Below are 13537 nucleotides of genomic sequence, written 5' to 3' on the forward strand. Positions count from 1 at the left end.
GCGTAGCTGGTGGCGGCGATACCCTCCCACTCCTGTTGGACGTTGCCCACGCCGGCCGAAATATGGACGATGATCTTTGGCGCCGACGGGGCGAACATACCCGGTCAGGGACAACCCAACTGGAATCCCCTGCAGTACCTGCAGAATCTGCCCAACTTCTTCAACGGCAACCAACAAGCACTGGCCTACCTGCAATCGAATATCCCGCAACTGCTGACGAATCCGGCCAACTGGCCCGTGTTGGTGTCCTACTTCATGGCATGGCAGACCTATCGTGCCGTCAACTGGACGCTGCGGACGCTGCGCTTCATCGTTCAGATAGCGCCACTACTGCTGCCGTCCGTTCTCAATCTGGCCGTCACCAATTTGGCGGGTACGGCCGGTTTGGCGGGTTTGGCCGGCATTGTGCAACCGGTCACGCCATCAGTTCCTGCTCCCGGCGTCGAGACGACGCAATTGCCGCCGCCGGCTGCCGTTTTGGCCGCCCCCGTGCTGGCCCCGTCACCGACGCCCACGCCGACGCCGTCGGTCGCACCGGCCGTTCCCACTCACGTCCCGACATCCGCCCCGCCCACGCCGCTGCCCGCGGTGGAGGGTTTCGCATATCTGGTGGGCGGTCCCGGTTCCGGCTTCGGTCCCAAGATGGGTGCCCGCATCGCGGCCGACCAGGAGGCTTCGGATTCGGCCGCCGCGGCCGCCGCGCCGGAGGCGGCTCGGCAGCCACGGGTGCTCCCCGGTCGGCGCCAGTCAACGACCATAGACCGCGGTCGTCGCTACGAATACCTGGAAGTCGACGGCGAATTGGAATCGCGCGCCGCAGCGCCCTCGGTGCAGCCGGAAGTAAGAGGCTCGGGGCCAATGGGTTTCGCCGGCACCTTGGGCGTGACCAGTGTTCGTCCAGCAGGGCTGGCCGCCCTGGACGCCGATGTTTTCGGCGCGGGCCCAACAGTGCCCATGCTCCCAGATACCTGGGCGACTGACAGTGAATGAAAGGCATTGCGGGAGTAGTATTTCGATACAGCCCCATGCTTTCGGGTGGATTCAAGCTGAGCAGCGACCAGGCGGCTTCTTCATCTAGCTGACGACCGCAGCGACACCGGGGGCACGTAGCTGCCGATCAGGGTGCGATGCCACCACGCGTGATCCCGCCGCAGCTCCGCAAAGGTGGTGAAGCGGTACTTGTACAACTGGGCGCGCACATACCGCGGCGGCTCGTCCGGAAAAGGATTGTGCCGCAACAGCCGTAAGGTCGCCGGGTCATTTCGCAGCAGGCGTGTCAGAAACGGCGTCATCCAGGACAACGCATAGCCGGGCGAGATCGCGGCGAACCACATGAGCCAGTCCAGTCGCAGATGGTAGGGCGCGAATTGGCGGGGCATCCGACGCACATCGGTCGGCTTTCCTTTGAATTCGTATTCCTTCCATACCGTCTCGTCGCTGATCACCGCCTCGTCGGTGCCCTCGATGACCACTTCCTGGCGGATTCTGCAGATGCTGCCGAATGCACCGTAGGTGTTGCAAAGGTGAAAGGAGTTGAACGACATGTTCATTCGCTGCCGAGCCGACAGCATGTTGCGCACCGGCCAGTAGCTCAGGAAGAGCATCAAGGCCGTGAAGGCGATCACCAGGACGGCGAACCACGCTGGCGCGCCGGGAAAAACCGGAACGTGTACCGGCGCCGGCAGCAGCACTTCGGCCGACCGCTGATCGATTGCGCTGAACGCCAGCAAGATGGTCAGCCAATTGAGCCACGAGAAGTTGCCTGACGTAACCAGCCACAGCTGGGTGACGACGATGATCGCCGCGGCAATGCCGGCCACCGGCTGCGGGGCGAAGAGGCCGAACGGAACGACGAGCTGGGCGAAGTGGTTGCCGGCCACCTCGATTCGATGCAGCGGCTTGGGCAGATGGTGGAAGAACCAGCTCAACGGACCCGGCATCGGCTGGGTTTCGTGGTGGTAGTACAGACACGTCAGATCGCGCCAGCAGCGGTCGCCGCGCATCTTGATCAACCCGGCACCGAACTCCACCCGAAACAGCAGCCAGCGCGCCAACAACAACGTCAACAGCGGCGGCGCCACGGCGGAGTTGCCCAGAAACATCATCAGGAACCCGGCTTCGAGCAGCAGTGACTCCCACCCGAACCCGTACCAGGTCTGGCCCACGTTGACGATCGACAAATACAGCACCCACAGCGTCAGCCACATCAGCATCGCCGCCCACAACGGCGCCAAATCGGCCAGACCGGCCACCATCGCCGCCGACAGTGCCGCGCCAAACCAGGAGACCGTCGCGAACAGTCGGTCGGAATAGCGGAAATGGAAGATGCTCGGCGTCCGCCAGAACGACCGGCCCGCCAAATAGCCTGGCACCGGCAGCATTCCGCGCTCGCCGATCAGTGGCCGGAACTGGCGGGCCGCCGCGATGAACGCGATCAGATAGATCGCCGCGACGCCGCGTTCGAGCACCAGTCTGCCGAGCCAGTATTCGGGTGCCGAGATCCATGCCACGCTTAACCAGTCAAGCAGTCACCGCACCGGTAGCCAATACCCGATCAATCCCGACTCGGCATGCGCATGGTGGAGGCGCCCACCGCGGCCAGCGAAATCATGGCCAGCAGTTGGACAATCGGCGAGTGCCCGGCGTAGCCGTCGACCGAGTGCCAGGGGTGACGGGACAACAGTGCCCCGGAGATGATCAGTCCGCCCGCGCTGAGCCCGATCGTCCACCCGTCGCGCCGCCGCTGGTGGTGCCGCAGCGCGTACCGCAGACCCAGCACGGCGCCGACGACCACGACGCCGGCGATGCCGGAGATCAGCGCCCCGGCGCCCAGTAGTGGGACCGCAACCCAGGGCCCGGAGGGCCAGGGCTGTGCTGGCGGATCGTCGACCCGACGCCGCGTCCGCCATAAGGCCAGGAACGCCAGCAGCGGCAGCAGCGCCAACCCCACCGCCATACCGCCCCGATACACAGAGTTCGAGGTGAACGTCAGCGTGATGGTGCCGGGGTCTCCGGCGGGTACCACCCACCCCTGTTGCCAGCCGTTGACGGCGACCGGTGTCAGCCGGGCACCGGAACTGGTCCGGGCAACCCAGCCGGGGTTGATGCTCTCCGGGATGACCAGCACCCGCGACCGGTCCGCCGCCGGCGCGCGGATTTCGCGTCGGGCCGGCCCCCAGTCGCCGGTCGATGCGGGAAGCGGTGTCGCGCTGGGCAATTCGGGGCTTCCCAGCACGGTCAGCTGGGCCCCGTCGACGATGAAGGCGGGTCCGGGGCTGATCAGCAACTCCTGCTGGCCTTCCGGCAGCGCGATCGGCTCCTTTTCGCAAACGGTCGCGGCGACCGGTTCACCGTCCAGCAGCGCTCCGGCGGTGGTCCGGATCGAGGTGTGCACGAACCTGCCGGCCGCGGCGATGACCGGGCCGTGGTCGCAGTCCACGAACACCTCACGCCCCCGGTTGCGGGCGGCATCGGCTGCCGCGACCGGTTTGCCGTCCGCCCCCAGTGCGCTGATTTCGGCCAGTCCCGGCGGCTTGAGCTGGTCGAAGCCCAGCGCGTTGCGGTCGATGATGTCCTTCCAGTCGAGCAGGCTGACGGTGACGGTGTCGGTGACCCGGGGATGTAGCGCCAGGGTCTGCACCCCGTCGTCTCGCAACTCACGCACCTGCGGCCCGTCACCCAGGTCGATGGCCACCATGGTCGGACGGGCCGGCACCGGCGAACGGCTCGGAACCAGACGCAGCCCGGTGACCTCGGTGGCCCGCGGCAGCGTCAGGGTCAGCGTCGGCGGGGTCTTGTGCTGCACCACCCGCTGCGGCGCCGTCCAGGAGGTCGCCGGGTCGCCATCGGTGGCCGCATACGCCGAACCCAGCACTTCGATCAGGTCGGAATCCCCGCTTGCGCGGGTGGTGCCCGGCTGCGCGATCAGGTCGGCCAGCTTGGGGCCCTGACGCGGACGCACCCATACCGTCGGGGTCACCGACACCGGGGCTGGCACGGTCAGTGTGCGGCTGAGGTTGACCGATTCTTCGGCGGCCAGCGCCATCGACGCCGCGCAGCGCATGCTGTCCGGCCCCGCCACACACCCCGGCCGGCCTAGTAGTTCCGAGCCCAGATCCCAGCCCGAGATCGCCGCCTGCGCAGGCGGCCCGGGGACCCGCACGGTGTGCCGCAGTTGGACGGGATGGGCGAATCCGGACGCGTCGTACTGCGTGATCGCCAGGTCGGTGATGGCAAACTGCACACCCGCCGACCCGTCGTCGGTGGCGACCGCGGTGATCCGCACCCAAGAACTTTCTCCGTAGGGCAGCGGGGCGGTGAGCGGCTCTCCGGGTTCGTCGACCCGCAGCGTGGTGCTGCCGTTGGCGGTCTCGACCTCGATGCGGCTGACCTGCGCGCCGACGGCGGTGGCGCTGGGGGTCAGGGTGATGACGGCATCGGCCACCGGGCGGTCGAAGTCGATGTGCAGCCACTGTCCGACGGCGGCTTGCAGGGCGTTGGATACCCAGGCGGTCGCCGAGTCGCCGTCGATCGCGGCGGTGGGAGAGGTGGCCGGTGCGACGTCGGGCATGGTGATGGAATCCGATGACGAACTCGACGCGGTGATGCGGCCGCCGCTCCAAGCGCCGTACACGAGCTCAGCGCCCGGGACCGGATAGTCCGGGACGCGGTTGAAGGTATGCCGGGCGTCGCCGGGCGCGCGGATGGCCGACGAGTGCTGGTCGACCCGGCCGTAGTCGGTTTCGCGGGCCACCGGGGTATCGGTAACGGTCACCAGCGGTGCAGGAAGTCCGGCCGCGCGGGCGTCGGCGGCCATCACCACCGGACCCAGGGGCGGCTGGCGCAGTAGCCGTCGCCGTTCGTCCAGCCGCAGCAGCACCTCCGGCCCCCCGGTGACCCGGGCCAGCTGGTCGGTGTCGGCAAAGTACGGCGCGCCGGGGTTGGTGGTGGTGTCGACGCGGTAGATCTCCACTGCCGGATAGCGCGGCCGCAAACCGCTGTCGTTGACAAAGCCTTCGAGCGAACCGGGGCCTACGGGTTCGCCGAACTCGGCCACCTTCAGCAGCCCCGGCGAACCGCTGATGGTCCGGTGCACCAGGATCGGCCGCGCCGAACGCGACGTCTCCGGATCCAGGTCATTGCGTAGCACCAGGTAGGAAATCCCTTGGCGGGCAAGGGTGTCGGCCAAGCCGGGTGATGGGCGCCCGGCGGCGAACAGCCGTTGCACCGAATCCAGCGCCCGGATGGTTTGCGGCGGGGTCAGCGGGATCGAGTCGCGCACCCCCCACGGGCTGGAGCCGAGCACCTGCAGGGGTTCGTCGTGGCTGTTGCCCCAGATCTGGGTGGCGAACGGGGCGCCCGGCACCACCAACACCCGCCCCGGTGCCGGCGTGCCCGTGTTGTGTTCGGTGAGCCAGTCGGCGGCCTGGTGCCAGTAGTCCGGAATCGCCCTGAACGTCCCGGGTGGGGTGAGCCGGCCGCTCCAGGCCAGCGAGGTGCTGACCAGCAGCGCGGTGAGCGCGACGATGCCGACCGCTACGCGCCTGTCCCGCTCTGGGTGGGCGAACGCGTTCAGCCACACCGACCTCGGTGCGCTCCCCGGCAGCGGCACGCGGCCCAACAACTGCGCGAAGCCCAGCGCCAGCGGGAGCCGCACCACGGGACCGACCTTGTGCACGTTGCGCAGGGGAGTGCCGGCGGCGTCCAGGAACTGCTGGACCTGGTGGGCCACCGGCGATCCCAGCCCGCCGCCGTAGCCGACGGCCAGCAGCACCACGCCGACGAAGAGCATCGTCACCAACCGGCCGCGGGCCGGCATCCCGGCGCTGGCCAGCCCGGCCAATCCGGCCGCCGCGACCAGGCAGGTCCCCAGGATCGCCACCGATCCGGTGACCAGCGGCGCGCCCGCGGTCGCGTTGGGCGCCACGAACGGTGTCCAGCTGTCGGCGCCACGCAGCGTCTCCACCAGCGACGACCATTGCGTCGTGACGCCGGAGGACTCGATGAAGTCCAGGAACGGAGGGCTCACCCCGCGCAGCATCAGCAGCGCGACCACCCACCACAGCATCGCCAGAACCAGCGCCAACAGCCACCACGCGGTGTACCGCCACCACAACCGATTGGGCCGATGGCAGGCCCACCAGATCACCGCAGGCAGGCACCCGGCCAGCGTCGCGATGGCGTTCACCGCGCCCATCAGCGCCACCGCCAGGCCGGCCTGCGCAGCCAGCGCCCGCACCGAGCGGCCCGACCCTCCCCGTAACGCCAGGATCGTCGGCAGCAGCACCCAGGGCGCCAACATCATCGGCAGTGTCTCGGACGAGATCGACCCCAGCGTGGTCAGCACCCGCGGGGACAGCGCAAACGCCGCCGCGCCCAGCACGCGCGAGGACGCGGTCCCTATCCCCAGGGCTTCGGCGACCCGCAGCACGCCCCAGAAACCCGCCGCGAGCAGCACCGCCCACCACAGTCGCTGGATGACCCACCCGGGCAGGCCGAGCAGATGGCCTGCCGCGAAGAACGTGCCGTGCGGAAACAGGTATCCGTAGGCCTGGTTCTGCGATTGGCCGAACGGTAGTTCGCTGTTCCACAGGTTGGTCGCCCGGGCCAGGAAGCGCAGCGGGTTGGCGGTGAGGTCGAGTTTCGTGTCGGGGGAGACCTGCCCGGGTGTTTGGGCGAAGCTCAGCGTCAGAGCAACCGCAAAGACGAGCAACAGCCAGCGTCGGGACACCGGCATAGTCCCTGAGGCCCTCGAGTCTTGCGCAGCTTCCGTCGTAGGTGCCTGCGTCGTCGGGCTAGCTGCGGCTGCCGTACTCGGTCCGGTTGAGTATGGACGACGACGGGTCGCCCGGGGGAACGTGCGGCTTCTCGTTCTGTTCCACCAGCAGGGTGATCCCGAAGATCGCGAACGCCCCCAGCAACAGCCCGATGACCACGCTGGCTCCGACGGGCGCGACGATCCGATTCATAAGCGTCAACCTAGCAGAAGAGCCAGATGGTCGGGTTGCTGCTCAACGCCGAGCACCATCGTGACAGCATGACCGAATGTCCTTCCCGCGCAGACTTGCACTCGCTCTAGCTGCAGGAGCGGCCGCATCGGCTTTGGTAGCAGCGTGCAGTGACGGCGGCACCAAACCCGGCGCCTCCTCGACGAGCGAGTCCAAGCCGCCGGCGACCAGCGCGACGCCCACCGCGGCCGGTGGGGCGCCGTTCTGTGGCGACCCGGGGGCGGTCCCGGCGACGCTGAACCTGCGCGACAAGCTCGCGCAGTTGCTGATGGTGGGGGTGGAAAACGCCGACGACGCCAAGGCTGTGGCCACCAACCACCACATCGGCGGGATCATGATCGGCAGTTGGACCGACCTGGAAATGCTCAAGAACGGCGCGCTGACCGAAATCACCAACACCCCCGGTCCGCTGCCGCTGGCGGTCAGCGTCGACGAAGAAGGCGGGCGGGTGTCCCGACTGAAGACCCTGATCGGGACGTCGCCGTCGCCGCGGGTGCTGGCCAACACCCTGAGCGTCGACGAGGTCCGAGCGCTGGCGCACCAGCGCGGCGAGGCCATGCGCAAGCTGGGCATCACCATCGATTTCGCGCCGGTGGTCGACGTCACCGACGACCCCGACGACACCGTGATCGGGGACCGCTCCTTCGGGTCGACGGCGGAAAAGGTCACCGCCTACGCGGGTGCCTACGCGCAGGGCCTGCGTGAGGCGGGCGTGCTGCCGGTGCTGAAGCATTTCCCCGGCCACGGGCACGGCTCCGGCGACTCGCACAAAGGGGGTGTCACCACGCCCCCGCTGAGTGACCTGATAGCCGTCGACCTGGTGCCCTATAAGACGCTGCTGACCCAGACCCCGGTCGCGGTGATGATCGGCCACATGCAGGTGCCCGGGTTGACCGGTTCGGACCCCGCCAGCCTGAGTAGACCCGCCATCGACCTGCTGCGCACCGGCACCGGATACGGTGGGCCGGCGTTTGACGGCACCGTCTTCAGCGACGACGTGTCCAGCATGGCCGCGATCTCCGATCGGTTCGGCGTGACCGACGCGGTGTTGCGCACCCTGCAGGCCGGCAGCGACATCGCGCTGTGGGTGAGCACCAAGGAGGTGCCCGCGGTGTTGGACCGGCTGGAACAGGCGGTGACTGCCGGTGAATTGCCGGTCGAGGCCGTCGACCGTTCGGTGGTTCGGGTGGCGACCATGAAACGCAACAGCGCAGCCTGCCCCCACTAACGCATGTGCGCAGCTCCGGCATTGCTTACCCTAGGTTCAGATAGCCGAGCTAAAGGGCGCCCAGCCGGGCCAAAAAGGGGACAGTGATGGCAGGTGGTACCAAGCGGCTACCGCGTGCCATCCGCGAGCAGCAGATGCTCGACGCCGCGGTGCAGATGTTCTCGGTCAACGGCTATCACGAGACCTCGATGGACGCGATCGCCGCGCAGGCGCAGATCTCCAAACCGATGCTGTACCTGTACTACGGCTCCAAGGAGGACTTGTTCGGTGCTTGCCTGAACCGGGAGATGAGCCGGTTCATCGAGGCGGTGCGCGACAGCATCGACGTCACCCAGAGCCCAAGGGACCTGCTGCGCAACACCATCGTCTCGTTCTTGCGTTACATCGACGAGAACCGGGCGTCGTGGATCGTCATGTACACCCAGGCCACCAGCTCCCAAGCGTTCGCCCAAACGGTGCGCGAGGGCCGCGAGCAGATCATCGAGCTGGTCGCGGGCTTGGTGCGGTCCGGCACTCGGGAGCCGATGACGGACGCCGAGATCGAAATGACGGCAGTGGCTTTGGTGGGCGCGGGCGAGGCGGTGGCCAACCGGCTCAGCACCGGGGAGACCGACGTCGACGAGGCGGCAGAGATGATGATCAATCTGTTCTGGCGCGGCCTCAAGGGCTCGCCCGCGGATCGGGACGTCAGCTCCGCGCGATGACGCGCCGCTCGACCGGGAAGTCGAAATAGGTGTCGGGGTAGAACTCGGCTTTCATCCGTTGATCACCCAAATCGGTTGCCCACGTAATGAATTCATCGACCGCCCGCTGGGGCCGGTAACAGTCGTAGACCTTCAACGAGTATCCGCGCTCAAGCGCCTGCCGCTGCGCCCGACTCAGTGCCTCGGCCGCAGCCCGGGTGAGGATGCATATCGGCTCGCGGTAGCCCGCCACGCTATCCCCGGTGAAATTGTGCGCGGTGAAGTATCGAATGTCCTGCAGGATCGTGGGGTCAAGCTCGTCCAGTGCCACAAAGTCAACCGGCGCAACGGAATCCGGCTGCGCCGCAGTGACATATACGGGCCCAGCGCAAGTCGCGGCCATGGCCACCAGGACCGCCAGGACGCAGCGTGCCATACCGGTGGGCCTGGGCATAGGGCTAGATTCAACCAGTGCCCCGACCGCCGCGCCACAACCTCGACTTCTTCTGTGCGGTAGTCATCGTCGGCCTGCTGGCGGGGGTCGCCGGATTGGCGACGACGGTCCTGCTGCGCTATGTCGAGCACTTCACCTATCACTACTCGTTCGGGTCCCTGCTGGAGGGGATTGCCGGCAGCAGTCCGGTTCGGCGCGCGGTGGCTCCCATGATCGGTGCCGCGTCAGCGGGGCTGGGCTGGTGGCTGCTGCGGCGCCGGACCAACGTGCCGCCCTTGGCCGGGACCATCGCCCGGCACGAGCGGGTGCCACGGCTGGCCTGGAGCATCGACGCCCTGCTGCAGGTGGTTCTGGTGGGCTCCGGCGCCTCGCTGGGCAGGGAAGGGGCACCGCGCCAATTCGCGGCCGTGCTAGGCGATTTGGCGACCGCATGGCAGAAGCGGCTGACGCCCGAAGACCGGGAGATCCTGCTGGCGTGCGCCGCGGGCGCCGGTCTGGCCGCGGTGTACGCGGTCCCGCTGGCCGGGGCGCTTTTCACCCTCCGGATCCTGCTGAACACCTGGCGGCTGCGCGCGGTGGGCGCGGCGTTGATCACGTCCAGCCTGGCCACCGCGGTCGGTTCGGTGCTCACCCACAACGAGCCGGAATTATCTTGGCCCAGTGCGGAATCGATCTATCTGTTCAGCGCGCGGGCGCTGACACTTGCCCCGCTGGCTTTCGCGGTCGGATGGGCATTCAACCGGATCATGGCGGCGGCCCGCCCGGCCACCCTGATCCGGTCCTGGGTGCTGATTCCAGCGCTGGCCGGTGCGGGTCTGCTCACCGGCATCTGTTCGCACTGGTGGCCCCAGCTGCCCGGCAACGGCAAGAGCATCCTGACGATCAGCCTCGCGCTGGGAACCGCCGGCATGACCCTATCGTCGGCAGCCGTGCTCCTGATCCTGAAACCACTGCTCACCGCGCTGTTTCTACGGGCGGGCGGCGCGGGCGGCCTGCTCACTCCGTCACTGGCTACCGGCGCTGCCGCCGGAACCCTGGTGGTATTGGCGAGCAACGCCGCGTTCGGCACCCACATGCACGGGCCGGTGAACTCGCTGTGCGCGGCCGCCGGAGTACTCGCCGTCACCCAGGGTTCACCGATATGGGCGTCGCTCTTCGTCTGGGAGCTCGCCCATCCGCCGCTCCGGATGCTGTTCGTGTTCATGGTCACCGCGGTCGGGGCGCACTGGTTGAAGCTGCTGGTCAGTGGGCGTCGGCCAGCGCTACTGGATCACCGGGCGGGTTGAGAGCGAATTAGGTAGTCCACTACTGCAGCCGGCCGCACCGGCTGGTGTGACGCTCGGTACATGTCACACCTAAGCGTGGCGCCGGACAGCCTGTTGGCGGCCGCGGGAGACCTGAACAACATCGCGAACTCGCTCGACGAGGCACATCGACTCGCGGCGCCGGCGACCCTTGCGGTGAGTCCCGCGGCCGCCGATGAGGTGTCAACAGGTATTGCGCAGTTGTTCTCCCAGCACGCTCAGGCCTATCAGGCGGTGGCCCGAGACGCCGCGGCGTTTCAAGAGCAGTTCGTGCAAAGGCTGACTGCGAGCGCATCGTCGTACGACAGCGCCGAGGAGGTGCTCGCCTGGTTGTTGCAGGCGGCGTCGAATGCGGTGGGGCCGTACTACACGACCGCCGCGAATACCTTCGCTGCCTCGCTGGTCATCTATCTTGCTTTTTCAGCGCTGGTGCTACTCGCCTTCCTGATTGTTCAGGTGTTCGCCTTTGCGCGATTCTCGTTGTTGTTTTCTGAGGTGGTTGCTGGGGCCCCTATTACCTTCCCCATAGCGTTCTGAACCTCAGAGCGGGCGTACCGTCGCGGTCAGGTGCGGATAGCCCTTGCCGACGTGGCGCAGCGTGAGATCCCACCCGCCTTCTTTTTCGTCGACGTAGAGGCCCGCGGTCGCGGGCAGGACGACGGGTTTGGCGAACCGCACCGAGTACTTCACCGCATCCGGCAACCGGCCCTCGATATTGGCCAATACGGCGGCGGCGCTGAACATTCCGTGCGCAATCACAGTGGGAAACCCGAACAACTTGGCCGCGATCGGATTGGTGTGGATCGGGTTGTGATCCCCACTGACCGAGGCGTAGCGCCGGATCCGGCTGGGCGTGATTTTCAGGACCGTCGTGGGTGGCGGTGGCTTGGGTTGCTTCTGTGGCGGGGGCTTGGGCTCGTCGGACAGGCTGGTCCGTTGCTGATGCAGGAACGTCGTCACCTGGTGCCAGGCGTCCTCTTTGCCCACGCTCACGTCGGTCACAATGTCGACCAGCAAGCCTTTGCGATGCTCACGAAGGTTTTCCGCATGCACGCGCACACCCACGGTGTCGGTGACGGCAATCGGCCGGTACTGGGTGATGTGGTTCTCCATGTGCACCGCACCCATTGCGGCGAAAGGGAAGTCGAAACTGGTCACCAGTGACATCACCGACGGGAAGGTCAACGCGAACGGGTAGGTCAGTGGGACGTTGTTGCCGAAGCGCAGCCCGGTGACCGCCGCGTAGGCCGCCACGTTCGTGTGGTCGATCGGCAGTTCCTCGACGGTGACCGTGCGGTTGGGCAGCGTGTCGCTGCGGGGCACCAGGGGCAATGCGCCCGCCGCTGCGCGCAGCATGTTCCGCAGGCCGCTTGGTTGATTCACAGCACTCTCCCTACCCCGTTATGCGCCGATCATGCCCTGGCCGCAGACCCGAATCACGTTGCCGGTCAGCGCGTTCGACGCGGGGCTGGCGAAGTACGCGATGGTTTCTGCGACGTCGACGGGCTGCCCGCCCTGCAACAACGAACTCATCCGGCGGGCCGCCTCGCGGGTGGCCAGCGGGATGGCTGCGGTCATCTGGGTCTCGATGAAGCCCGGTGCGACGGCGTTGATGGTGATCTTCTTCTTGGCCAGTTCCGGTGCCAGCGCTTGGGTGATGCCGATCATGCCCGCTTTGGTGGTGGCGTAGTTGGTCTGGCCACGGTTGCCGGCGATGCCGGCGATGGAGGACAGCCCGATCACCCGGCCGCCTTCGCCGATGGTGCCGTTGCCCACCAAGCCCTCGGTAAGGCGCAGGGGCGCAAGCAGGTTCACGGCCAGCACCGAGTTCCACCGGGCGTCGTCCATGTTGGCCAGCAGTTTGTCGCGGGTAATCCCGGCGTTGTTGACCAGGATGTCGGCCTTGCCGCCGTGGTGGTCGCGCAGATGCTCGGTGATCTTGTCGACGGCATCCTCGGCGGTGACGTCCAGCCACAACGGCGTGCCGCCCACGTTGTTGGCGGTCTCGGCCAGGGCGTCCTCTGCGGACTCGACGTCGATCGCGACGACGGCAGCGCCGTCGCGGGCGAACACCTCGGCGATTGTCTTGCCGATGCCGCGGGCGGCCCCGGTCACGATGGCGACCTTGCCGTCCAACGGCCGGTCCCAGTCGGCCGGCGGGGTGGCGTCTTCGGCGCCGACGTAGAACACCTGGCCGTCGACGAACGCGGACTTGGCCGACAGGATGAACCGCATCGTCGACTCCAGACCGGTCGCGGCCGGCTTGGCGTCCGGGGCGAGGTACACCAGTTGCACGGTGGAACCGCGGCGCACTTCCTTGCCCAGCGAGCGGGTGAACCCTTCCAGCGCTCGCTGGGCGATCCGCTCGTGGGTGCTGCTCGCCGCTTCGGGCGTGGTACCCACAACCACCAGACGCGCGCAGTGGTTCAGGTTGCGCAGCAGGGGTGTGAAGAAGTCGTGCAACGCCTTGAGTCCGGTCGGCTCGGTGATGGCGGTGGCGTCGAACACCAGGCCGCCGAACGAATCGGCCCAGCGGCCGCCCAGGTTGTTGGCCACCTGGTCGTAGTCGTGCAGGGCGGCGCGCAGCGGCTCGACCACTCGACCCTCGCCGCCGATCAGCAGCGAGCCGGTCAAGGGCGGCTCGTCGGGGCTGTACCGGCGCAGTGGCTCGGGTTGGGGAAGCCCGAGCTGCTTGGCCAGGAACGATCCGGGTCCGGAGTTGACCACCTGGGAGAACAGGTCAGGTGAGCGTTTGGTGGGCACTGGGTTGCCTTCCGTGTCAGGGACGAACTTACTTCAGAGTAAGAACCGTGAGTAGTATTGCGTGCAGAGGCGGGTACCCCAAAATTAGCCCCCGAACT

General features: G+C 67.5%; 11 protein-coding genes. 5 read left to right on the forward strand and 6 right to left on the reverse strand.

What is annotated here, in order from left to right; translation table 11 throughout:
- Positions 1 to 42: 42 nt before the first annotated feature.
- A complete protein-coding gene (locus tag BST27_RS34475) occupies positions 43 to 990 on the forward strand; it encodes a PPW family C-terminal domain-containing PPE protein (RefSeq protein ID WP_139805089.1) in 948 nt (315 codons plus the stop codon).
- Between the two features lie 80 nt (positions 991 to 1070).
- Here BST27_RS34475 and BST27_RS09965 read toward each other — a convergent pair whose 3' ends face one another.
- From BST27_RS09965 to BST27_RS09975, 3 genes are read right to left on the reverse strand one after another with little or no spacing between them, the layout of a single operon-like run.
- Positions 1071 to 2510 carry a lipase maturation factor family protein gene (locus BST27_RS09965; RefSeq protein ID WP_069421703.1) on the reverse strand — a complete coding sequence of 480 codons (1440 nt, stop codon included), beginning with the start codon at positions 2508 to 2510 and terminating at the stop codon, positions 1071 to 1073.
- Between the two features lie 44 nt (positions 2511 to 2554).
- Positions 2555 to 6736, reverse strand: a complete 4182-nt coding sequence (locus BST27_RS09970; protein WP_069421702.1) for a DUF3367 domain-containing protein — start codon at positions 6734 to 6736, stop codon at positions 2555 to 2557.
- A 58-nt stretch (positions 6737 to 6794) separates the two neighbouring features.
- Positions 6795 to 6968, reverse strand: a complete 174-nt coding sequence (locus BST27_RS09975; protein ID WP_069421701.1) for a DUF2613 domain-containing protein — start codon at positions 6966 to 6968, stop codon at positions 6795 to 6797.
- 76 nt (positions 6969 to 7044) lie between these two features.
- Between BST27_RS09975 and BST27_RS09980 the strand changes: the two genes are divergently transcribed.
- Both BST27_RS09980 and BST27_RS09985 read left to right on the forward strand, forming a co-directional pair.
- Complete coding sequence (locus tag BST27_RS09980; RefSeq protein WP_069421700.1) at positions 7045 to 8235, forward strand: glycoside hydrolase family 3 N-terminal domain-containing protein; 1191 nt, start codon at positions 7045 to 7047, stop codon at positions 8233 to 8235.
- A gap of 86 nt (positions 8236 to 8321) precedes the next feature.
- Positions 8322 to 8939, forward strand: a complete 618-nt coding sequence (locus tag BST27_RS09985) for a TetR/AcrR family transcriptional regulator (protein WP_069421708.1) — start codon at positions 8322 to 8324, stop codon at positions 8937 to 8939.
- Here BST27_RS09985 and BST27_RS09990 read toward each other — a convergent pair.
- A complete protein-coding gene (locus tag BST27_RS09990; protein ID WP_372515516.1) occupies positions 8923 to 9249 on the reverse strand; it encodes a M15 family metallopeptidase in 327 nt (108 codons plus the stop codon). The two genes, BST27_RS09985 and BST27_RS09990, sit on opposite strands and share 17 nt — an antisense overlap.
- A gap of 131 nt (positions 9250 to 9380) precedes the next feature.
- Here BST27_RS09990 and BST27_RS09995 point away from each other — a divergent pair, with 131 nt between their 5' ends.
- Positions 9381 to 10658 (forward strand): chloride channel protein, encoded by a 1278-nt coding sequence (locus BST27_RS09995; RefSeq protein ID WP_069421699.1) that lies wholly within the window; start codon positions 9381 to 9383, stop codon positions 10656 to 10658.
- Between the two features lie 75 nt (positions 10659 to 10733).
- A complete protein-coding gene (locus tag BST27_RS10000) occupies positions 10734 to 11213 on the forward strand; it encodes a PE family protein (protein ID WP_069421698.1) in 480 nt (159 codons plus the stop codon).
- Between the two features lie 3 nt (positions 11214 to 11216).
- Here BST27_RS10000 and BST27_RS10005 read toward each other — a convergent pair whose 3' ends face one another.
- Positions 11217 to 12059, reverse strand: coding sequence for a MaoC/PaaZ C-terminal domain-containing protein (locus BST27_RS10005; protein ID WP_069421697.1), 843 nt, complete (start codon positions 12057 to 12059; stop codon positions 11217 to 11219).
- 18 nt (positions 12060 to 12077) lie between these two features.
- Complete coding sequence (locus tag BST27_RS10010) at positions 12078 to 13439, reverse strand: 3-oxoacyl-ACP reductase (RefSeq protein ID WP_069421696.1); 1362 nt, start codon at positions 13437 to 13439, stop codon at positions 12078 to 12080.
- Positions 13440 to 13537: the final 98 nt, after the last annotated feature.

This window comes from Mycobacterium intermedium (assembly GCF_002086275.1).
GTDB lineage: Bacteria > Actinomycetota > Actinomycetes > Mycobacteriales > Mycobacteriaceae > Mycobacterium > Mycobacterium intermedium.

Excerpts from the sequence above, each read along its gene's own strand:
- BST27_RS09970 (WP_069421702.1), bottom strand. The coding sequence starts at position 6,736 with ATGCCGGTGTCCCGACGCTGGCTGTTGCTCGTCTTTGCGGTTGCTCTG.
- BST27_RS09975 (WP_069421701.1), bottom strand. The coding sequence starts at position 6,968 with ATGAATCGGATCGTCGCGCCCGTCGGAGCCAGCGTGGTCATCGGGCTG.
- BST27_RS09980 (WP_069421700.1), top strand. The coding sequence starts at position 7,045 with ATGTCCTTCCCGCGCAGACTTGCACTCGCTCTAGCTGCAGGAGCGGCC.
- BST27_RS09985 (WP_069421708.1), top strand. The coding sequence starts at position 8,322 with ATGGCAGGTGGTACCAAGCGGCTACCGCGTGCCATCCGCGAGCAGCAG.